Origin of the sequence: Streptomyces sp. HUAS CB01 (genome assembly GCF_030406905.1) — a bacterium.
Lineage (GTDB): Bacteria > Actinomycetota > Actinomycetes > Streptomycetales > Streptomycetaceae > Streptomyces > Streptomyces chengbuensis.
Genome location: NZ_CP129137.1, coordinates 4358829 through 4380680, shown reverse-complemented (window position 1 = coordinate 4380680; position 21852 = coordinate 4358829). Strand labels below are relative to the sequence as shown.

The following is a 21852-nucleotide window of genomic DNA, read 5'->3' as shown; positions in this document are numbered from 1 at the left end:
CGGTGCGGTTGGTCCGGCGTTCGGCGTTCGGCGTTCGGCGTTCGGCGTTCGGCGTTCGGCGTTCGGCGTTCGGCGTTCGGCGTTCGGCGTTCGGCGTTCGGCGTTCGGCGTTCGGTACGGAACGACGGCTCCGGGCGCCCGGACACGCGGCTCTTGAGGCCGTGAATGGACAGCCGTGCGGCACGGGTGCACGGAGCACGGGACCGTACGGCTGCCGCCGGCGCGGGACCACCGGACGGCCGACACCGTGCCACGGCACCACGAGCGCCCGGGCCGCGCGGACCTCGCCGTACGGCGGCGCCGGAGCACGGGCCGCCCGCGCCGCGAGTCCGACGCAGGGACGACTGACGGACCGACCCCGGCACCTCGCGTCAGCGCGGGAGTTCGCCCCGGCGGTCGCGGGGGCGGACACGGGCGCCGTCCGCGGCCGCGGTGCCGTCGTGCCAGCCCGCAGCGTCCGTGGCGCCGCGGACGCGGGTGCGGACCGTGTCCGGGAAGAGGCGTTCCGCGTGGTCCGTGACGGCGACGTCCCGGGCGGCGAGCGCCGGGAGGAGCTCGCCGCCGGCCGTGTCCTCCGCCACGTGGGACGTCGCACGCGCCAGCCGGTCGCCGATGCGGTTCGCGTACGCCAGCAGGAACGACTGCCGGAATGTCTTCGTCCGCTTGCGTCCGCCCGCCCGCTGGGAGGCCTCCGCGCGGGTCATCGCCGTCGTCCCCTGCACCAGCAGCGAGGTGTACAGCAGCTCCACCGCCTCCAGGTCCGCCTCGAAGCCGACGACCGTCGAGAAGCCGAGGCCGCTGTTCCAGACCGCGCGGCAGCGGTTCGCCGAGGCCACCGCGTCCAGCAGGATCGCCTTGGCCGTCTCGTACGGCGCGTCGACGCCGATCCGGCAGGCGGCCGGCACGTCCGCACGACGGGTACGGGCCGCGAGCACCGCGTCGTCGATGCTGTGGCGCGCCATCAGCTCCTGCGCCTTCGCGGTCAGCGCCTCCGCCTCCTCCGGGTAGCCGGTGGCCTCGGCCTTCGCGAGGAGGGCGCGGATCCGGGTGAGCATCCGCGGCTCGGTGTGGTGCGGGACGACGGACGCCCGGTGCACGGGCGCCCCCGGCACCGGCCCCACCGGCTCGATCACCGGCAGCCGCACGAGGAGCCGGTAGAGCTGGAGCACGGCGGTCGCGTGCGAGAACCGGTCCGCGGGGCGCCGGCCGCTCCCGCCGCCCGGCAGTTCGTCGAGCTGCGCGCGCCAGCGCGGCGGCAGGTCGTCCCCGTACCGACGGGTCTCCGTCGCGATCAGACCGGCGGCCAGCTCCACATGCCCCTCGTCGAGGTCACGGCGGACGATCCGTACGACGTCCGCCGGCTGCCAGCCGCGCTCCCAGGCACGGCGCACGAACTCCTCGCCGCGCCGGGCCAGTTCCGCGTCGGCCTCGGGCGGCGCCGCGGCCAGCAGCGAGGCGCCGCTGTCGAGCGCGTCGTCGTCATCGGCGTACAGCGCCCCGCCGAGCGCACGCTCCACCACATCCACGCCGATCGAGCCTACGCGAGCCCACCCCCTGGAGCCCTGCGCCGGGCGGGCGCACCGGCCCCGGGGGGGGTAGGGCAGGCCCCACCCCCGGGACGCCCCCCAGTGGTCGTGATCGCACGCACCGCCGACGGCAGTCTTGAGCCATGACCACGACCGCGTCCCCGCCACCGCCCACGACCACCGCCGCCGTACGGATCCGCGCGCTGCGCAGGACCTACGGGGGAGTCGCCGCACTCGACGGCGTCGACCTCGACGTCCTCCCCGGCACGTTCACCGCCGTCATGGGCCCCTCGGGCTCGGGGAAGTCCACGCTGCTGCAGTGCGCGGCAGGGCTGGACAGGCCGACGTCCGGCACGGTCGAGGTGGGCGGGACCGAACTGACCGGGCTCAGCGAGCGCCGGCTCACCCTGCTGCGGAGGGACCGGATCGGCTTCGTCTTCCAGTCGTTCAACCTCGTCCCCTCACTGACCGCCGCGCAGAACGTCGCCCTCCCCCTGCGGCTGGCGGGCCGGCGCCCGTCCCGCGCGCAGGTGCGGGACGCCCTCGCGGCGGTCGGGCTCGACGGCCGCGCCCGGCACCTGCCCTCCCAGCTCTCCGGCGGTCAGCAGCAGCGGGCCGCGCTGGCACGGGCGCTGATCACCCGTCCCGCGGTGCTGTTCGGCGACGAACCGACCGGAGCGCTGGACACCACGGCGGGGCGGGCCGTGCTGGTGATGCTCCGGGATCTCGTGGACCGGGAGGGACTGACCGTGGTGATGGTCACCCACGATCCGGCGGCCGCGTCGTACGCCGACCGCGTGGTGTTCCTGGTCGACGGACGGCTGGTGGGCGGGCTTGCGTCCCCGTCCGCGGGGCAGGTCGCCGCGGCGATGACGGATCTGGAGACAGCCGAGCCGACACCCGGGCGGGGCCCCGGACCCGCGTCCGCCGGGGACGGGGGCGGAGGCGGGAGCGGGGGCGAGGACGGGCCCCGGCTCGGGGGCGGACGCCGGCTTCCGGCCGCCGCTGCCCGCGCCCCCGGTACCCCGCGTCACCACGCCTCCGGAGGGTTCACGTGGTGACCGTCGTCCTCGCCTCGCTCAGGGCCCGCTGGGCCACCCTCCTCGGGAGCTTCATCGCACTCGCTCTGGGGGTGGGACTGCTCGCCGCGATGGGCCTCGGCCTCGCGTCGACGGTGGACGCGCCCGTGCGGCCGGTCGAGCGGTTCGCCGGCGCGCCCGTCGTCGTCATGGGGACGGACACGCTCACCGTGGAGGTCGAACGGGGCCCCACGACCGCCCGGGTGTCCCAGCGGCTCGCTCATCCACAGGCTGTGGACATCGAACTCCAGCGCGAACTCGCGACCCTGGGCCCCCTGATCACGGACGGCAGCCCGGACGCCGTCGGGGTCACCGCCGACCCCGCGGCCGTACGCGCCGTCGTGCGCGACCGCGCACAGGTGCTCACCGGCGACGACCGCCGCCGGGCCGACCCCAGGCCCGAGCAGGACGCCGAAGCGCTGATGACCGTGAACTCCCTGCTCGGTACGGCCGCTGGCGTCACCGCGTTCGTCGCGGTCTTCGTCGTCGCCTCGACGTTCGCCTTCGGCGTGGCGCTGCGCCGCCGGGAGTTCGGGCTGCTGCGGACGGCCGGCGCGCCCCCCGGCCAGCTGCGCCGACTGCTCCTCGCGGAGGCCGCCGCCGTCGGCGTCCTCGCCTCGGCCGCAGGCTGCGCGCTCGGCGCGTGGGGCGCGCCCCGGCTGGTCGGGCTGCTGGTCGACGAAGGGATCGCTCCGTCGTGGTTCACCGTCGGCGACCACACCTGGCCGTTCCACGCCGCGTTCTGGACCGGGCTCACGGTGGCCTGCGCCGGGGCCTGGGCCGCGTCGCGGCGAGCGGGACGTACCGGACCCGCCGAGGCACTGCGGGAGGCGGACGCCGAGAGCGGCGCGATGCCGCTCGGACGGTTGCTGCTCGGCGGCGCGCTGCTCCTGGGCGGCGCCGGGCTGCTGCTCTGGACACTCACGACCGACCCGGCCGATCTGCTGAAGCGCAAGTCGTACACGACTCGGCCGATGGTGCTGATCACGGCCGTGGCCGCGCTGTCGCCGCTGCTCGCAGGGCCGTTGGCGCGGCTGCTGCGACTGCCCGGGGCGGCCGCGCTGCTCGTCCGTTCCAACGCCCGGGCGGCCCGCCGCCGTACGGCCGCCGTCGCCGCTCCTGTGCTCGTGACCGTGGCGATGGCAGGTTCCCTGATGGGGTCGGCGGCCACGGTGACGGCCGCGAAAGGCGCGGAAGCCCGGGGTCGGACGTCGGCCGATCTCGTGGTCACCGGCGCGGAACTGACGGCCCCCGGGCCGATCCCGGGCGCCGTGGTGTCGGGTTCCGCCGCCACCGCCGTCTTCGTACGGGAGGACCGCACCGCCCTCGTACGGTCCGAGGCGCGCGCGGTCACCGACCCCGCGGCCCTGGCATCCGTCGCCCGCCTGCCGGTCGTGGCCGGTGATCTCCGGGACCTCGACGACCGCTCCATCGTCGTGAACGAGGAGTGGTCCGAGCACCGGGTCGGTGCGGCGGTTGACGTGTGGCTGGGCGACGGACGGCCGGTCACGCTGCGGATCGCGGCCGTCCTCGCGGCCGGTACCGGCGGCAACGGCGCCTATGTCACCGCCGCCAACGTGCCCGCGGCGCACCTCGACCGCCTCGACGTCCGGCTGGACGCGGGCGCGGACCTCGCCGCCGTCACGGCGGCCCTGCGGGCCACCGGCGGCGACGTCCGCACGGCGGACGCCTGGGCCGCGGCCACGCATCCCCGCACCGGGCCGCAGGTCCGTCTGGGGCTGTTCGTGGTGCTCGGCATCGCGCTGGTGTACACGGCGATCGCGCTGGCCGGGACTCTCGTCATGGCCAACTCCGTACGAGCGGGCGAACTGCGGACTCTCCGGCTCGCCGGAGCGACGCGCGCCCAGGTCGTGGCGGTCGTGGCGGGCGAGTCGCTGCTGGCGGTGGGGATCGGCGCACTGCTGGGCGCCGCCGTCACGGCGGTGAACCTGGCCGGACTCGCCGCGGCGCTGGCCGCGCTGTCTGCGCCGGTGACCCCGGACCTGCCGTGGACGGTGCTCGGCGCCTCGGTCGCCGCCTGCGCGCTGATCGCCGTGACGGCGGGAATCGCGCCGGTGCTCGCCGGCCGCCGGGCCGTACGGTGAGGCCATGGGTGAGAACAAGCAGCGCATGCTGGCAGGAGACTGGTACCTCCCCGACGACCCCGAACTCGCCGCCGACAGCGAACGGCGCTTCGGACTCTGCGCGGCGTACAACGCCGACGGCGGCGCCGCGCCCGCCGACCGGGCCGCGATCCTCGCCGAGCTCCTGGGCTCCGTCGGCGACGGTGTCCGGATCCGGCCGCCGTTCCAGTGCGACTTCGGGTACCACATCGGCATCGGCGAGGGCACGTTCGTCAACTTCGGGGCGGTGTTCCTCGACGTCGCGCCCATCACGGTCGGCGCCCACTGCCAGTTCGGCCCGAACGTCCAGTTGCTCACCCCCTCCCACGAACTGGACGCGGAGCGCCGGCGGGAGGGCTGGGAGAAGGGGGACCCGATCACGATCGGCGACAACGTCTGGCTCGGCGGGGGCGTCATCGTCTGCCCGGGCGTGACGATCGGCGACGACACGGTGGTCGGGGCCGGTGCCGTCGTCACCAGGGACCTGCCCCGGGGTGTGCTGGCGGTGGGCAACCCGGCGAGGGTGGTCCGCGCGCTGACCTGACGGACGGGAGGCCCGGCAGGGGGCGGACGGCCCGGCACGGGGACTCCCGTGGCAGCGCGGCAGGGGGTCGCCGTGGCAGCGGAGGAACGCCCGTGCCTGTCGCCGCGCCGGGCCGCGGGGCCGGTGCCCGCGGTACCCGTGTCGGGGCACCCGGCCGGGCGCGCGGGCGCGGCGTTGTCAGTCGTGAGTGCCAGACTCGCCACCATGAACGAACGGTGGGCCCTGGCCCCGGCCGAGGACGGCGGGGCGCTTCTCGTGCCGCTCGGCCCGGACGGGCTGCCCGCCGGGGAGGTGCGCAGGGAGGGCGATCTCGTCGCCGCGGTGAGGTCACGGCCGGAGGTCGGGCGGTGGGTGTGGCGGTCCACCACCGAGATCTATCCGCGCCTGCTCGCGGCCGGCGTGGGCGTCGAGCGGTGCTACGACATCGAGGACGCCGAGCTGCTCCTGCTCGGGCACGAGGGGCGGCACGGTGAGCCGCGTTCCGCGGCCGCCGCGTGGGCTCGTCTGCGGCACGCCCCCGTGCCGGACGACCCGCCGCAGCGCGCCGCCGTGCCCGGCTCGCAGTCGTCGCTGTTCGAACCGGAGCCCGTGGCCGTGCCCTTCGAGGGTCTGCTGGAGGTCTACGCCGGGCAGCAGCGAAGACACGGGGCCACCGAGCACCCCGGCCGGATGCGGCTGCTGACCGCGGCCGAGTCGGCGGGGATGCTGGTGGCCGCGGAGATGAACAGGTCGGGCCTGCCGTGGCGCGCGGACGTCCACCGGGACGTGCTGCACGAACTGCTCGGCGAGCGGTACGCGGGCGGGGGCGAGCCGCGCCGCCTCGCCGAACTGGCCGACGAGGTCTCGGCGGCGTTCGGGCACCGGGTGCGCCCCGATCTGCCCGCGGAGGTCGTCAAGGCGTTCGCCCGGGCCGGGATCAAGGTGCGGTCGACCCGGCGCTGGGAGCTGGAGGAGATCGACCATCCGGCCGTGCGGCCGCTGATCGCCTACAAGAAGCTGTACCGGATCTGGACGGCCCACGGCTGGAGCTGGCTGCAGGACTGGGTGCGGGACGGGCGCTTCCGGCCGGAGTACCTGCCCGGCGGCACCGTGTCCGGCCGCTGGACCACCAACGGCGGCGGTGCGCTGCAGATCCCCAAGGTGATCCGGCGTGCCGTGGTCGCGGACGAGGGCTGGCGGCTCGTCGTCGCCGACGCCGACCAGATGGAGCCCCGGGTGCTCGCGGCGATCTCCCGCGACCCGGGGCTGATGGAGGTCGCCGGACACGACGACGACCTGTACACGCGGCTGTCGGACCGGGCGTTCTCCGGAGACCGCGAGCACGCCAAGATCGCACTGCTCGGAGCCGTCTACGGCCAGACCAGCGGCGACGGGCTGAAGAACCTCGCGGCGCTGCGCCGCCGTTTCCCCCGTGCGGTGGCGTACGTGGACGACGCGGCACGCGCCGGGGAGGAGGGCCGTCTGGTCCGCACCTGGCTGGGCCGCACGAGCCCGCCGGCTGCCGGTGCCGGCGACGACGACGAGGCCGGCATTCCGCAGCCGGGCGGTGACGAGGCGCCGGCCCGGAGCGAGTTCGCACCGGGCTACGCCTCGACGGACGCCCGGGCCCGCGGCCGGTTCACCCGTAACTTCGTCGTCCAGGGCAGTGCCGCGGACTGGGCGCTGCTCCTCCTCGCCGCGCTGCGCAGGGCTACCGCGGACATGCGCGCCGAACTGGTCTTCTTCCAGCACGACGAGGTGATCGTGCACTGCCCGGCCGAGGAGGCCGAGGAGGTGGTGCGGGCGATCCGCGCGGCCGGTGAGCTGGCGGGGCGGATCGCCTTCGGCGAGACGCCGGTGCGGTTCCCCTTCACGACGGCGGTGGTGGAACGGTATTCGGACGCGAAGTGAGCCGGGCCCGCGCCGCTTCTCCGGCGCCGGGCTGCCGATTCGCGGGGCCGCGGGAGCGCCGAGTCGCGAGGCCGCGGAGCTTCAGGTCCGCCGACCGCAGGGCCGCCGGACCGCATGAGCGAAGGAGCGAAAGAGCGAAAGAGCGAAGGAACTGGGAGCGAAGGAGCGCCGAACGGGCCGCCATGAGCGAACGGTTCAGTGGCTCTCCGGTTTCCGGGCCGGCAGGTAGCCCGTCCCAACCGGCCCCCCGCCCCAGACGGCCTCCGGCCCCCGCCGGGCCCCGATCCCAGACGGGCCCCGGTCCCACCGGTCTCGGCGCTCCTGCCCTGGGCTCCCGTCCGGAGGTCCCCGTCCCAGGCGGCCGACCGAGACGGCATCCGGCCGCCATCGGCCCCGAACCCGGGCGGCCCCGGTCTCAGACGGCCCCGCCCAGAAGCGCGCGCAGTTCCGGGAGCACCTTGGCGTCGGTGCCGTCGAGGCAGGCGTACGCGCGCCGCCACTCGTCGAGGGCCTCGTCGATGCGGCCCTCCGCGCGCAGCAGCAGTCCGTGCTCATGGCGGGCCAGTCCCTCGGTGAAACCGTCGGCGCGGGAGACCGCCCGTTCCAGCACGATGGCGCACTCCCGGACGGCGGCGCCGCCCCGGCCGAGTGCGCGCAGGGCCCGCACCAGGCCGATGCGCGACTGGGACTGGCTCTGCCAGTCGCCCTCGTCACCGGCGCCGACGATGGCCAGGCACTCCTCGAAGTGGCGCAGGGCGAGGCCGGGTTGGCCGAGGGTGAGACGGGCGTAACCGATGTTGCAGTGGGCCGTGTGGCGCAGCAGCGGGCTGCCGAGCCGTACGCCGACGTCGAGGCTGCGCTCGTGGCAGGCGATGGCGTGCGGTGCGTCGGTGTGCTCGTGGAGGTTGCCGAGGTGGCTGAGGATGATCCCCTCGCCGTAGTCGTCACCGAGGCGCCGGGCGCAGGCGAGTGACTCCTCCAGGGCCTCGGCGGCCTCCTCGTACCGTTCGAGCCGCTCCAGCAACATGCCGCGGTTGGCGAGCCCGCGCTGGACCCAGCAGTCCTCGCCGAGACCGCGCCACAGGCCGATGGCCTCGTCGTTGAGCGCCAGCGAGCGCTCGCTCCGCCCCAGCATGAAGTGGACAGCGGCGAGGTCGGTGAGCGCGTGCGCCTCGGCCTCCCCGTCGCCGGCGGCGCGCGCGGCGCCCAGGGCGGCCTCGTTGAGCAGGCCGAGTTCCTGGAGGCGCCCGCGCCGCTGCAGATACGGGAAGGCGGCACGGATGACGCGCAGCGCGGTGTGCGACTTCGGCGCGTACGCCTGGGCGAGGGCCACCAGGCCGGGCAGTTCGCGGTCCCCCCAGGCCAGGGCCTCCGCCTCGCCCGGGAAGGGCGGGACCTCGCCGATCGGGGGCGGGACGCGGTTGCCCGCCAGATGGGCCGGGACCAGCGCCAGCCCCGCCTGGCGCGCCGACTCCCCGAACCACCGCAGAGCCCGCTCGACGGTCGCCGCCCGCCCCTCCTCGCCGTCCAGCCGCACGGCGAGTTCGTGCGCGAAGTCGCGGACCAGGTCGTGGGGGACGAAGCGCCCGTAGGCGACCTCGTCGAGCAGCGCCACGTCGGCGAGCCGTTCCAGCGCGGCGACCGCGCGCCGCTCGTCGAAGGGCGGGCCGGTGGCGTCGGCCGACATCAGATGCGCGACCAGCGCCGCGTCGTACTCGGGAAGGTCGACGGCGCCCAGCCGGCGCAGCGCGAGCGCGGCGTCCGGGTCGAGGGCCTCGTGCGCCACGGAGAGGGAGCGGCGGACGCTGAGGTCGTCGTACTCCAGGTGGTCCAGCCGGCCGGCCTGAGCGGTGAGGAGTCCGGCGAGGGCCGCGGGGGTGAGGGCGCGGCGGGCGGCGAGCCGGGCCGCCGCGATCCGCAGGGCGAGCGGCAGCCGTCCGCACAACTCGGCGAGCCGGTCCATGTCGTCGGTGCCGTCCGCCCCGGCGCCGTCGCGGCCGGACACGGCACGCAGCAGCGCGGCGCTCTCCGGGGGGCTCAGCGGGGTGAGTGCGAAGCGCGCCGCGCCGTCGAGGGCGGTCAGCGGGGAGCGGCTGGTGACGACGACGGCGCAGCCCGCCCCCGCCGGCAGCAGCGGCCGCACCTGTGCGGCCGACGCCGCGTCGTCGAGGACGAGGAGGGTGCGGGTCGGGGCCAGGGTGGAGCGCAGCAGGGCGGCGGCGGCGTCGGGGCTTTCCGGGATGGCGCGCGGCGCGACGCCGAGGTCGAGCAGGAGGGCGGTGAGCGACTGGCACGGTGCCAGTGGGGTCATGCCGGGTGTGGCGCCGTGGAGGTGGAGGTGGAGCTGGCCGTCGGGGAAGTCCTCCCGGAGGCTGTGCGCGACATGGAGCGCGAGGGCGCTCTTTCCCACTCCGGCCATGCCGCTGAGGACGGCGACGGCGGGGCGGTCGCGACCGGGCCGGGTGAGCACGGCGCGCAGGTCGGCGACGAGGGCCTGGCGGCCGGTGAAGTGCGCGGGGGCGGGCGGGAGCTGGGCGGGCCGCGGGGAGGACCCGGCGGGCGGTACGGGCTCTCCGTCCGGGGAGCCCTCGGCCGGCGGGGACGTGGCGGCCTCGGACGCGTCGGCGGGTGTGCGCCCGCCGCGCGGTGGGCGCGCACCGGGCGGTACGGGCGCGCCGCCGGGAGTCCACGGGCCCCGCAGGATCTCCCGGTGGGCCTGCTGGACCGTGGGCCCCGGTTCGATGCCGAGTTCCTCGACGAGTCCGCGGCGCAGCGACTGGTAGGCGGCCAGTGCCTCGGCCTGCCGTCCGGTGCGGTGGAGCACCAGCATCAGCTGCCGGTGGAAGGCTTCGCGCAGGGGGTACTGCGCGGTGAGCGCCGTGAGTTCGGGGCCGAGGCCGTCGGGGCGTCCCAGCTGGAGGAACGCGTCGTACCGCCATTCCAGGAGCAGCAGCCATGATTCGCGCAGCCGCCGCACCATGGCGGGCGTGCCGTCCTCGGGGTCGTACAGCCCGGTCAGCGGGTCCCCGCGCCAGAGGTCGAGTGCCGCGCGGGAGCTGTCGAGGACGGTCTGCCAGTCCTCGCGCCCGCCGCCCGAACCGTCCGAACCATACGAACCGTCCGAGTCCCCTGCGCCGGCCGCACCGTCCGAGCCGTCGGCGCCGGCCCGGCCGCCCGCGCCCGCCCCGTCCCCGAGGCCGCCCGGTGCGCCCGTGCCGGCGGGGCCCGGGCCGGCTCCGCGCGGGACCGGACCGGCCTGCGGCGGCCCGTCGAGGCCCCGGCCCTCCTTCGGGGCGGCACGGCCGCCGGGACGGGCGTCGAGGGACGCCGTACGGGTGACGGCGCGGATGTAGGCGGCGCGCGCCGTCCCGATGTGGCGCTCGAAGGTGTCGACGTCCAGTTCCCCGGGTTCCACACGCAGCAGATAGCCGGGCGCCACCGCCCGCAGCCTGTCCTCCTCGCCGAGCAGCCGCCGCAGTCTGGCCACGTGGTTGTGCAGCGAAGCCCGGGCCGAGGCAGGGGGTTCGTCGCCCCAGAGGGCATCCTTCAGCACATCCGTGGGTACGACGCGATTGGCGCGCAGCAGCAGGGTGCCGAGCAGTACGCGGAGTTTCGCGCTGCCCGTCGTGCGGATCTCACCCGCGGCGTCGTGCACGGTCGGCGGACCGAGCAGGCCGAACCGCATTGCCTTCCTCCTGCGCTGACCGTTGGCCTCATGTTAGCGATGTGTTGGTGGAGGCTGGTTGTATCACCTCGTCGGATCCGGTGAGACGGTGCTCGGCGTGGATGGCCACACTCGGGGGAGTGTCACCGCCACGCCGGATCCGAAGACAGAGAGAGCCTCGGTCACCTGCGATGACCGGGGCTTTCGTCATGCGGCCCGCGGCCCGTCCGGCAAGCCGGCGGGGAGCGGGAAGCGGGCCTCCACCGTGTAGTGCCCGGAAGGATACGGGCCGTGGGCCAGCGTGCCGCCGGCGGCCGTGATGCGTTCGGCCAGGCTGCGCAGTCCCAGTCCCGGCGCCGTGGCGGAATGCGCGGCGGTCTCGGCGGGAGAGCCGTGCCGCCCGGGCTCGTGGACCCCGTCGTTGGACACGGTCAGCAGCACCTCGCCCGGGGGCGTGTCCACCGCCACCCGGCAGTTGCGGGCGCCGCTGTGCCTCAGCACATTGGCGGCCGCCTCCCGCACCGTCGTGGCCAGGACCGTCTGCAGGGGCGGAGGGAGCGGCACGGCCGGCGGTTCCGTCTCGGTGCGGACCCCGGCCGACTCCAGCAGGCTCCGCACGGACTCGATCTCCGTGTCGAGGGACAGGCAGTGGTAGCCGTGCGCCACCCGCCGGGCCTCCTCGTGGATCTCACGCATACCGGAGAGCGCCTCGGCCAGCCGGCTGCGGGCGGATTCCGGTGTGCGGTCCATCAGACGCAGGGCCAGCTCGCACTGGAGCGTGATCGCCAGGAGCCGCGGCCCGAGCAGGTCGTGCAGATCGCGGGCGAAGCGCAGCCGTTCCCGTACGACGACACGACGCTGGGCGGTGTCGGCCACGACGGCGGGCACGGCGCCGGCGCGCCCTGCGGTGCCGGCCACGACGGCGGGCACGGGCGTGGCGGTGCCGGCGCAGGGCACCGCCTGCGCGGACGGTGCGGGCCGTGTCTGCGTCATGTCGCCCCCGTTCTGCGTCCGGTACGGACCGAGCTTCACCGGCCCCGCTATCACTCCGCTATACGAGCCCGGCTCGAGGCGCCCTCGACGGTGGTACACAGGGCACCGGAGTCGCACAGGGCCCCGTCGTCCGGACAGGAACCGGTCCGGCGGCATTCAGGGGGCCCGGACGGACAACGGGGGGACCCATGCAGAGGATCGTGCTGGCCGAGGACATGCACATGATCCGGGTGGCGCTGGCCGCACTCCTGGAACTGGAGCCGGACATGGAGGTGGTCGCACAGGTCGCGAGCGGTACCGAGGTGGTACCTGCGGTGATCCGGACGGAAGCGGACACCGCGGTGCTCGACATCGACATGCCCGGGATGGACGGCATCACCGCCGCCGGCCTGCTGCGGGACCAGGTCCCCGGCTGCCGGACGCTGATCCTCACGGGCGTCGCGCTGCCCGGGCAGCTGTGGCGGGCGCTGGACGCGCAGGTGAGCGGCTTCCTGCCGAAGCACGCGTCGCCGGAGGAACTCGTCGAAGGGGTACGCAGGGTGGGTGCGGGCAGGCGGGTCATCGATCCCGAACTGGCCATGGCCGCCTGGGAGATCGGGGACAATCCGCTGACCAGGCGGGAGATCGAGGTGCTGGGGCTCGTCGCCGCCGGTGCGGAGACCGCGCAGATCGCCACCGCCACGAACCTGTCGGTCGGGACAGTCCGCAACTACCTCACGACGATCGTGAACAAACTCGGCGCACGCAACCGCATCGACGCCCTGCGCACGGCGAAGGAGAACGGCTGGCTGCCCTGAACGCCCCGGCGGGCGTGCGGAGATCGCGTCGTGACGTACAGGGGGCGTTCATGCGTCGTGACGTATAGGGCGTTTATCGGAGCGGGCGCTGTACTCCTGCCATGCCAAGGAGACGACGTGCGCCGAAGCAGGACCCGAAGGCGCGGGAGGAGGCCCGCTCCGGCGGGCTGCACACGCAGGACCGCAGCGTGCCGCACTGGGCCCTGGACTACGCGCGCCGGCTCGCCGACCGCCACCCCGCGCAGCACCGCATCCTGATCCAGACCAGCATGTCTCCCACCGGCTACTTCCACATCGGGAACTTCCGGGACACCGTCTGCGCCCACCTGGTGCACCGCGCCCTCCGCCGCATGGGCCGCCGCTCCGCGATCCTCCTCAGCTTCGACGACTACGACCCCGTACGGGAGAGCCAGGCCGCCCGGGACCCGGAACTCGCGGACTGCGGAGGGCGGCCGCTCGCCGAGCACCGGGAGCGCGCCACCCGCATCTGCCGTGCCTATCTCACCGAGCTCCGGGCGATGGGCATCCTGCCCGCGGAGGCCGACGACGACGGACGGACGCCGCCCGGCAGCGGCTGGGAGACGCACTACCAGTACGAGCGGTACCGAGCCGGTGAGTACCGGGAGATCCAGCGCCGCTACCAGCGCGACGCGGGCAGGCTCGCGGCGCTCCTCGGCAAGGACGACGGGCGGGACCTCTTCTCCGTCTACTGCCTCCAGTGCGGCCGCAACACCACCGAGATCCACCGCCTGGACGAGCGTGCCGCGCGCTACCGGTGCCTGTCCTGCGGTGCCGAACTGACCGCCCGCGACCCGGCGGACGTCAAGCCGTCGTGGGCGCTGGACTGGACGCTGCGCGTCGCGCACGAACGCATCGACTGCGAGCCGGCGGGCCAGGACCACTGCAGCGCGGGCAGCACCATGGACCGGACCCGGCCGGTGTACGACGGCTATCTCGGCTCCCCGCAGCCGGTCATCGTCCCGTACGGCCTGGTCCGCGGCGAGCGGGGCGACGGCAAGATCTCCGGATCGCGCGGCGGCGGCCCGTACGTGCGCGACCTCCTCGCCGTCCACCCCGTCCCGCTGGTGCTGTGGCTGTACGCCCGCCGCAACTGCCTGTCCGATCTGCGGCTCGGCTTCGGCGCGGGCGTGTTCCTGGGCGCGTACGACGAGTTCGACCGGTTCGTCCGGTCCGTACCGCGGGACGAGCGGGCCCGTACCCTCTGGGAACTGCTGACCGACGAGGAGCCCGGCGGGTACGGCACCCTGCCGCGGATGCGCTCGGTCCTGGGGGCGCTGTACGCGCACGGCCGCGCGGCCGACGCCGCGCGCCGGCACCTCCTCGCCCTGCACCCGGGCGCCGACCGGACGCTGCTCGACGAACGGATCGGCCACGCGCTCGCCTGGCTCACGGAGTACGGCCGGGACCGCTACTGGGCCGCGACCGGTGACACACCGGCCGGTCCGGCGGTCGACCTGCTCATCGCGCAGCTCCGGGAGCACACCGGGACCGGCGCGCCGCGGGCGGAGCGCACCCGGGAGGACTTCCGGGAGATCTACGGGGCGCTGTTCGGCACGGAGCACGGCCCCCGCCTGGACACCCTCACCGACGTCTTCGGCGCCGCCGCGCTCGCCGACGCGCTGGCGGCCTACCGCGACCGCGGCGAACGCCCGCTGCGCTCCCGTGTGTCCGCAGGATCCGACCGTGCCCGTCAGGAGGCCCCGAGCCGTGCGAACTGAGATCTTCACACCCGGCGGCGGGCCGGCGCCCGACGGCTGGGACGCCTTCGTCCGGAACGGCCGTGCCTGCGTGCTGTGGGAGGAGGAGCTGCTGGAGGCGGCCGCCTGGGGAAACCGGCGTCCGCTCTTCGCAGGGCTGGTCGGGGACGCGGGCGAACCGGTCGCGGCGTTCTGCGGCCGGCTCGGGGTCCGACCGGTCGCGCAGCGGTTCCGCCCGCCCGGCCGTGCGGCCGTACCGGGCTGGTTCCAGGTCCATCTGCCGAACAGTTTCAGCGCGGGGCGGCTGTACGCCCCCGGTCTGGACACCGCGGGCCGCAGGGCGGCCACGCGCGCCTTCGAACGGGCGGTGCGCCGCCGGCTGGGCGCGCGCTGCCTGGGCGTCGTCCACCTCGATGTCGAGTCCCCTGAACTCGCCCACCTCGAGGGGCCGTTGCGGCTGAGGCGGGCCACCGCCCCGAACGCTCTGCTGCACAACCGCTGGCCGAGCATGGACGCGTACTTCGCCGGACTGCCACGGGGCCGGCGGCGCAGGCTGTCGGCGCTCCACGAGCGGATCGGCGCCGACCCGGACCTCGTCGTCGAGACGGCGGTCCCGGCGATCGACCCGGTGCACGCCAGCCGGCTGGACCAGCTGACCCGGATGAAGCACACGAGCCGCCCGGGCGGCGTCGTACCGCTGCTGCCCTCCTACTTCGACCGGCTCAACCGCTCCTCCGGGGCCTCGTACTTCGTCCACCGCGACAAGAGCTCCGGCCGTCCCGTGTCCTTCGACCTGGTGCTGGACGTGCCGGGCGGCTGGGTGACCACGGTGACCGGCTCCGACGGGGGCCGGGACCTCTATCTCGACCTGTACCTGAGGGAGATCGACCGGATGATCACGACCGGGGTGCCCTCCGTCGGGCTCGGTCCCGGCATGCGGCAGCTGAAGGAGTCCTTCGGCGCCAGGGCGGTACCGCGCCACGCGGTCGCCGTCCCCTTCTGATCCGTCCTCGCCCCACCCACGACGATCCACCCCAGACGCCCCACCGACGAACGAAAGCAGATCCCATGGACTTCACCACCGCGCTCGACCAGCACCTCGCGGCCGTCCGCACCCGCGACCTGGACGCCTACATGGCCACCGTCCACGACGAGGCGACGGTCATCCTGCCGAACGGGAAGACGGTGGAGGGCGCCGACGCCATCCGGGCCTTCCACCAGGGCTGGTTCGGGGACCCCGACTGGACGATGGAGACCGAGACGACCCGCACCGTGGTGCACCAGGACACGGCGGTCGCGGTGCTCTCCGTCGACTACCGGGACCTGGACCAGGACGGCAAGCCGTACGAGCTGCGCTATCTGCTCAGCCTGGTCTTCGCCCGCACCGACGGGAACTGGCTCCTCGTCCACGACCAGAACACCCACTGCTGAGATGCGCGGCCGACAGCGCTACGCGCGGACCGTGCGCCGTGCCGTCGCCACGGTTCCCCACTACCGGGAGCGTCACGCGGCGACCGGGGCCCTGCCGCCGCTCACCCGCGACGAGGCAGAACTGCGGCGGCACCTGCTGATGCCCCTCGGCTCGGCGCTGCCGGCGCGGCGCGACCCCGGCCGCCCGGCCGCCGAGCACATCGCCGAACTGCACGAGGCGCTGCGGCTCGCCGGGCACCGGCCCGCGGGCCGGAAGGTGTACGAGATCTCACCCTCGCTGCGGGATCCCGTGCGGGCGTACGGCGCCGACTGGCGCGTGCTGTTGGCGAGCACGGCGGACGCGGGACGGTACGCCGCCGAACGCTCCGGCACGGAACACCCGGGGCCGGACGGCGACGCGCTCGTGGTCGGCGACGCCGCGCAGCTCACGGACATGGCGGCGGGCCCGGTGACCGTGGAACGCGTCACCCTGGCGGAAGCCGCCCGGACACGCCCGGCATCCGGTTCGGTCTGGTACGAGCCGTGGCTCGGCCATCTCGGGGGTGTCCCCGGCGGCTGCGGGGAACTGCACCTCAACCCGTCCCGGGTCCATGCCCGGCTGCTCGACGGGGCCACGGTGCTGACGCTGCTGCGCCGGCGGCGCCCCACGTTCGTCCACGTCCGGCCCGAGGGCGCCGAGTCCTTCGCCCCCGGACGCTGCTCCGTGCACGGCGCACCGGTCCTGGGGAGAACACCGTGAACGCGTCCGTCTCACCCGTCATGCGGCTCGTGCCCGTGCTCCGCGGTCTCGTACGGACGCACCGGCTGGAGCGGGCCGACCCGGCTCGTCTGGACGCCGAGCGGCGGCGTCTGCTCGTGGGGCTGGTGAGGCACGCGCAGACGAACGTGCCGCGCTACCGGGAGCTGATCGCGCCGGAGACCGCGGCCGCCTTCCGGGGCCCGGAGGACCTTCCGTCGCTGCCGACGCTGGACCGCGCCGAGTTCCACGACCGGCCGGCCGAGGACCTGCTCGCGGCCGGGTTCACCACGGCGAACACCAAGGCGGGCACCACCAGCGGCTCCTCCGGGATCCCGGTCACCATCCGCAACTCCGAGCGGGACCTGGGCTATCTGCGGGCGTCGTACCTGTACGACATGCTGGCCACGGGCCTGCGCCCGTGGGACCGGATGGCCTACTTCCGGGTCAGTCCCTTCCTGCGGCACCCGCTGGAGCGGTTCGGCCTGCTCCGCACGTTCCACATCGACACCAGCAGGACGCTGGACGAACAGGTCGAGGCGTTCCTGGCGGCCCGGCCGACCTTCCTGGTCGGCTTCCCCCATGTGATCGCCTCCGTGGTGGAGGAGCTGGAACGACGGGGCGTGCGCTACCGCGGCGCCCGGCGGGTGCTGTTCGGCGGGGAACGTCTGACGCCGACCGCGCGCGCCCTGGTCCTCGGCCATCTGGGGGCGCGCTGCGACGAGGTGTACGCGTCGGTCGAGGTGTTCACCATCGCCCGTACCTGCCGCCGCGGCTCGCTGCACCTGCGGACAGCGGACGTCGTGGTGGAACTGGAGCAGGACGACGGCTCCGTCGTTCCGGCCGACGGGACCCGCGAGGCGGAGGGCGAGATCCTCGTGACCCGGCTGCACAGCGAGGCGATGCCGCTGATCCGCTACCGGCTGGGCGACCGGGTGACCGTCGGCCCGGCCGGCTGCCGCTGCGGACGGCGCACCCCTGTGGTGCTGCGGGTGCAGGGCCGCAGCGAGGACCGCTTCCGCGGCCACGACGGGCGGGAGTTCTACGCCGACTTCCTCACCTACCGGGTGCAGGGCTTCCCCGAGGTCTCCCGGATGCAGCTCGTCCAGGAGCGGCCGGCGCAGGTCACCGTCCGAGTGGTCCTCGCCCCGGGTGCCGGCGCCTCGGTGACGGACCGGATCGCGGAGGCGGTGCGGGAGGCGGTCCCCGGCTTCGACGTCGCGGTCGAACGGGTGCGTTCCATCGCGCCGGAGTCCAACGGCAAGGTCAGGCTGGTGAAGGTCTCGAAGACCGCGGGCTGAGCGGGGGGAGGGACCGGCGTCACGAGCCCGTCCCTCCCCCAGCCCGGCGTCCTCGGCACCGCCCGGCGTCCTCGGCGCCACCCGGCGGACGGCACGGAGGACGCCGTCCCGGCCTGCGACGTTCCGGCGCGGGGCCACCCCTCAGATGGCGCGACGCTCCTCCAGCGCCGCCCGCCAGGACGGCGGCAGGTTCCGCACCACCTCGATGCCGGAGAACACCGAGGGCTCCTGCGGGCCGACCTCCCTGACCCATGCGGCCATGCGGCCGATGCCCTCCTCGAGGCCGACGGGCTGCTCCCCGGTGCCCAGGACCTTGCGGGCCTTCTCGTGGGTGGCGTAGGCGTCGCGCACCTCGTTGCGCTCCGGCAGGTGGTTGACGCGCAGGTCCACCCCCATGGCGTCGCAGACGGCGGCCGCGATGCGGTTGACGCTGTAGACGTGGTCGCCGCCCACGTTGAAGACCTCGTTGTACGCCTCGGGGATCTCCACCGAGCGGGCGATGGAGGGCGCCACGTCCTTGATGTAGCTGAAGGCGCGCGTCTGCTCGCCGTCACCGAAGACGGTGAAGGGCTCACCGCGCAGCGCCTGGTTCATGAAGATGCCGATGACGTTGCGGTAGCGGTCGCCGATGTTCTGGTACTCGCCGTAGACGTTGTGCGGCCGGAAGACGATGTACGGCAGGCCGAACATCTCGTGGGTGACCCGGAGTTCCTGCTCGACGGAGAACTTCGCGATGCCGTACGGGTCCTCGGGCGCGGGGACCAGTTCCTCGCTCATCGGCAGCTGGTTGGCGCCGTAGACCGCGATCGACGAGGTGAACACGAAGCACTTGACCGTGCCCGCGTTGACGGCCGCGTTGATGAGGTTGACGCTGCCGACCACGTTGTTCATGTAGTTGAAGCGCTTGATGAAGTGGCTCAGTCCCTCGGCGGCGTACGCGGCGAGGTGGAAGACGTAGTCGACGCGGTGGGCGGCGAAGACGGCGTCGACCACCTCGGGGTCGCAGACGCTGCCGTGCCGGAACTCCGCCCCCTCGGGGACGTTGCCGCGCACACCGCCGCTGAGGTCGTCGAGCACGACCACCCGATGGCCGGCGGCGAGCAGTTCGCGCGCCACATGTGATCCGATGAAGCCGGCGCCTCCGGTGACGAGGGAGACGGGGGCTGGTGAGGCGAGGTTCATGCCGGTTCCATTTCCTTGACGGGGGTGGCCGCGTCGGATGCGGCCGCGGACGTGGACGGGGGGCCGTCCGGTCGTGGACGGGGCCGGCACCTGGCCGGCGGGAGCACTACGGCGGATGCGGCGCGGACCCGGTCGTCCCGACGGACGCGGGGACCATCTGCGGCACCCTGAGGTGCACGGGGCGGTCCGCTCATCGCGGGCTCCGGATTCGGTCGTCACCGCGGCGGGCGGGTCGGGCGCGGTCCGGGCGTCCGCCGAAGGCGTCCCGGGCGTCCGGGGCGCGGCCGGGGCGTCCGCGGAGGGCGCGGTGCCGCGGACGGAGCTCCCGAGCAGGAGGCGGGCGAGCACGGCGTGGGCCACCTCGCCCGAGGCGAGCGCGGTCACCGCGCCGAGCGCGCCCAGCGCCGGTACGAGGAACAGGCCCAGCAGGACGGCGCAGAGCAGTCCGGCCAGCGCACTCACCGCGGTGGCCCGCAGGGTCCGCGAGGTCGCGTTCTCCAGCAGGTAGTTGAGGCTGCCGACGGCGAAGAACAGCGGCACGCAGAGCACGTACAGCAGCAGGACGGCGACCGCCGGAGGGACGAGCGCGGTCTGTTCCGCCGACCGTGCCAGCCACAGGGCCACCGCGGTCCACACCGCCCCGGTGGCCGCGACGGGCAGCAGACGCCGCACCACCCGGCGGTCCAGCGAGGCGCCGTCCACCGACCGGAGCGTCAGGGACACATGCGGCTGGAAGAGCCGCATCAGATAGCCGAAGCCGTTCAGCAGCACGGACGAGGCGAGGACCATCAGGTACAGATGGCCGGTCTGCTCGTGGTGCCGGGAGGCGCCGAGCATCGCGAAGAGCAGGCTGACCGTGCCCGCGGCCGCGATGTCGCCGCAGGCCATCAGCACGGAGGTGGACACCACGGGACGGGTGATGCCGCGGCGCACCGGCCGGCCCGCGGCCCGGTACAGGGCCGGCAGCTGGGCCAGGTTGAGCAGGGCGGTGCCGCCGAGGATCCAGCCGGTGAAGGCCGTGGGGCCCCAGCCGAGAAGGCCCGCTCCCCCGGCCCCGGTGGCGATGACCAGGGAGAGGGCGGCGAAGTTCAGGACGTCGGCACGGTTCCTGTCCAGGGCCCGGCAGAGGCCGACCAGCACGGTGTTCAGCCCGAGGAGCGCGGCGTAGAGACCTGCGAGCAGCCTCAGCATGCCCGTGTCGCCGGCCGGTACGAACAGTGCCGCGCAGCCCAGCCAGAGCACGGCCGCCCCGGCGAGCAGCAGCGCGGACACCAGCAGGACGGTGATGAGCTGGCGCCCTGTGCGGCGTGCCCTGGGCACGAGCTTCAGCGCGGACTTCTCGATCCCGAGCGTGGTGAGCGTGGTGAGCACCTGGGCCGTGCCCATCGCCGCGGCGTAGGGCTCGTACCCGGCCTCCCCCCAGCTCGCCAGCAGAGCGGCGTTGGCCCCGAGCAGCGCCAGCCGGAAGGCGGTGCGTCCGGCGAGCAGCGAGGTCAGCGACCGGGCGGTGGGGCGCCGGTCCGGCCCACCGGACGGCGCCGTCATGCCGGTGCGGTGCGGGCCGGCCCGGGGACCACCGCCTCGGAGGTGACGAAGCGGCCCTTGCCGCCCGCAGTGATCTCGACGCTGTCCGTCCGGACGACCTCCAGGGGGAAGTCGCAGCCGGCCACGGCGAGCAGTCGGGCCCGCACCCCGGCGGTCAGTCCGTCCCATTCGGCGGCGGAGAGCGGCGCGGACGGGACGACGTTCAGCCGGACCGAGCCCTCGCGGTCCTGCACGACGCTGCACTCGGCGATGCCGGGGAACGTCGCGGCCAGATGCAGGAACGTGTCCGGGTACAGCTGGCGGCCGGTGGGCAGCAGCACCGCGTCGTTGACGCGGCCCGCGGTCAGCCGCAGGGTCCTGAAGCGGCGGCCGCACGGGCACGGGTCGGTGTCGATGCGGCCGACGTCGCCGAGGTCGTAGCGGATCAGCGGCATCGCGCGCTCCATGAACGCCGTCACCACGACCCGCCCCTCGCCCCCGTCGGGCAGGGGCCGCCCGTCCGGCCCGAGGATCTCCACGAGCAGCCGGTCCTCGGCGAGATGGGCCCGCTGGTGCGCGCACTCGTACGCGATGTTGAGCACCTCGAACGCCGAGTACTCGTCGTGCACGGGCGCACCGAACTCCCGCTCCAGCAGTGCGCGGTGCTCCGGGACGAGGAGTTCGGACTCCGTCATCACCAGCTTCAGCGTGCCGCGCAGTGCGGCGAGTTCGGCCGGGTCCAGTGCCCTCAGCAGCGCGCGCAGATGCACCGGGTACCCGATGAGCACCTGCGGTCGCGCGGCGAGCAGTTCGGCCTTGATCTCCTCCATCGGCCGGTCGGTGAGCAGCACATGGCGGCGGAACAGTCCGGCCTTCTCGAAGCCGCGCGAGGGCGGCGCGAACGGCCTGATGTGCGAGAGGCGGTCCGTGGGCAGATAGCGCCCGGTGGCCAGGAACCGGCGTACGCACGAGGCCATGTGGTAGTCGTGGCTGTGCTGGTCGTGGACGACGGTGACCCGGCGTCCGGTGGAGCCGCTGGTGCGGAAGGTGGGCACGGTACCCGGCTCCACCCCGTCCGCGAGGAGTTCCTCCAGGGGCCGGCTGCGCAGGACCTCCTTGTCGATGACCGGCAGCTTCGCCACCTCGGCGAGGGAGCGCAGCGGGCCGGTGCGGTGGTCGGGGCTGTCCCGGTAGTACGGGACCCGTGCCCTGGCGTGCGCCAGCATCCGGTTCAGCTGCGAGAGCTGGCGCCGGCGCAGCGAGCGCCGGGAACCGTACTGCCGGGCGAACGTGACGGGCACGTACCAGGCCTCTCGGAGGAACATCTCGTCATCTCCCCTTCGG

The 21852-nt window shown here is 74.7% G+C and carries 14 protein-coding genes and 1 pseudogene; 10 read left to right on the top strand and 5 right to left on the bottom strand.

Annotation, left to right across the window (positions count from 1 at the left end):
- Positions 1-371: 371 nt before the first annotated feature.
- Positions 372-1526 carry a DUF2786 domain-containing protein gene (locus QRN89_RS19395; protein WP_435833258.1) on the bottom strand — a complete coding sequence of 385 codons (1155 nt, stop codon included), beginning with the start codon at positions 1524-1526 and terminating at the stop codon, positions 372-374.
- 143 nt (positions 1527-1669) lie between these two features.
- On the opposite strand from QRN89_RS19395, the pseudogene QRN89_RS19390 reads away from it, so the two are divergent.
- The 4 genes and pseudogenes from QRN89_RS19390 to QRN89_RS19375 all read left to right on the top strand — a co-directional run.
- Positions 1670-2410, top strand: a pseudogene (locus tag QRN89_RS19390) (ABC transporter ATP-binding protein); the annotation flags it as partial.
- Positions 2411-2580: 170 nt separating this feature from the next.
- Entirely contained in the window at positions 2581-4710 is a 2130-nt protein-coding gene (locus tag QRN89_RS19385) for an ABC transporter permease (RefSeq protein WP_290350679.1), read from the top strand.
- A 4-nt stretch (positions 4711-4714) separates the two neighbouring features.
- On the top strand, positions 4715-5272 hold the full coding sequence (locus tag QRN89_RS19380) for a sugar O-acetyltransferase (protein ID WP_290350678.1): 558 nt from the start codon (positions 4715-4717) through the stop codon (positions 5270-5272).
- A 204-nt stretch (positions 5273-5476) separates the two neighbouring features.
- Positions 5477-7162: a bifunctional 3'-5' exonuclease/DNA polymerase gene (locus QRN89_RS19375; RefSeq protein WP_290350677.1), complete on the top strand. Its 1686-nt coding sequence runs from the start codon at positions 5477-5479 to the stop codon at positions 7160-7162.
- Positions 7163-7577: 415 nt separating this feature from the next.
- Here QRN89_RS19375 and QRN89_RS19370 read toward each other — a convergent pair whose 3' ends face one another.
- Both QRN89_RS19370 and QRN89_RS19365 read right to left on the bottom strand, forming a co-directional pair.
- Positions 7578-10847, bottom strand: a complete 3270-nt coding sequence (locus QRN89_RS19370; protein WP_290350676.1) for an AfsR/SARP family transcriptional regulator — start codon at positions 10845-10847, stop codon at positions 7578-7580.
- A 186-nt stretch (positions 10848-11033) separates the two neighbouring features.
- Positions 11034-11819 carry a sensor histidine kinase gene (locus QRN89_RS19365; RefSeq protein ID WP_290350675.1) on the bottom strand — a complete coding sequence of 262 codons (786 nt, stop codon included), beginning with the start codon at positions 11817-11819 and terminating at the stop codon, positions 11034-11036.
- Positions 11820-12007: 188 nt separating this feature from the next.
- On the opposite strand from QRN89_RS19365, the gene QRN89_RS19360 reads away from it, so the two are divergent.
- The 6 genes from QRN89_RS19360 to QRN89_RS19335 all read left to right on the top strand — a co-directional run bounded on the left by QRN89_RS19360 (position 12008) and on the right by QRN89_RS19335 (position 17802).
- Positions 12008-12616 (top strand): response regulator transcription factor, encoded by a 609-nt coding sequence (locus tag QRN89_RS19360; RefSeq protein ID WP_290350674.1) that lies wholly within the window; start codon positions 12008-12010, stop codon positions 12614-12616.
- Positions 12617-12717: 101 nt separating this feature from the next.
- Entirely contained in the window at positions 12718-14355 is a 1638-nt protein-coding gene (locus tag QRN89_RS19355; protein WP_290350673.1) for a nucleotidyl transferase family protein, read from the top strand.
- On the top strand, positions 14345-15337 hold the full coding sequence (locus tag QRN89_RS19350; protein ID WP_290350672.1) for a hypothetical protein: 993 nt from the start codon (positions 14345-14347) through the stop codon (positions 15335-15337). The genes QRN89_RS19355 and QRN89_RS19350 overlap by 11 nt, the downstream gene beginning before the upstream one ends.
- A gap of 65 nt (positions 15338-15402) precedes the next feature.
- Positions 15403-15765 carry a YybH family protein gene (locus QRN89_RS19345; protein WP_290350671.1) on the top strand — a complete coding sequence of 121 codons (363 nt, stop codon included), beginning with the start codon at positions 15403-15405 and terminating at the stop codon, positions 15763-15765.
- A 1-nt stretch (position 15766) separates the two neighbouring features.
- Positions 15767-16504: a hypothetical protein gene (locus tag QRN89_RS19340; protein ID WP_290350670.1), complete on the top strand. Its 738-nt coding sequence runs from the start codon at positions 15767-15769 to the stop codon at positions 16502-16504.
- The gene (locus tag QRN89_RS19335) at positions 16501-17802 is read left to right on the top strand and encodes a phenylacetate--CoA ligase family protein (protein WP_290350669.1); all 1302 of its coding nucleotides are present in this window, start codon (positions 16501-16503) and stop codon (positions 17800-17802) included. The genes QRN89_RS19340 and QRN89_RS19335 overlap by 4 nt, the downstream gene beginning before the upstream one ends.
- Before the next feature lie 141 nt (positions 17803-17943).
- On the opposite strand, the gene QRN89_RS19330 is transcribed toward QRN89_RS19335, so the two are convergent.
- Positions 17944-20529, bottom strand: a complete 2586-nt coding sequence (locus QRN89_RS19330) for an NAD-dependent epimerase/dehydratase family protein (protein ID WP_290350668.1) — start codon at positions 20527-20529, stop codon at positions 17944-17946.
- Positions 20526-21833, bottom strand: coding sequence for a phenylacetate--CoA ligase family protein (locus QRN89_RS19325; RefSeq protein ID WP_290350667.1), 1308 nt, complete (start codon positions 21831-21833; stop codon positions 20526-20528). Before QRN89_RS19325 ends, QRN89_RS19330 begins: the two co-directional genes overlap by 4 nt.
- Positions 21834-21852 lie beyond the last annotated feature (19 nt).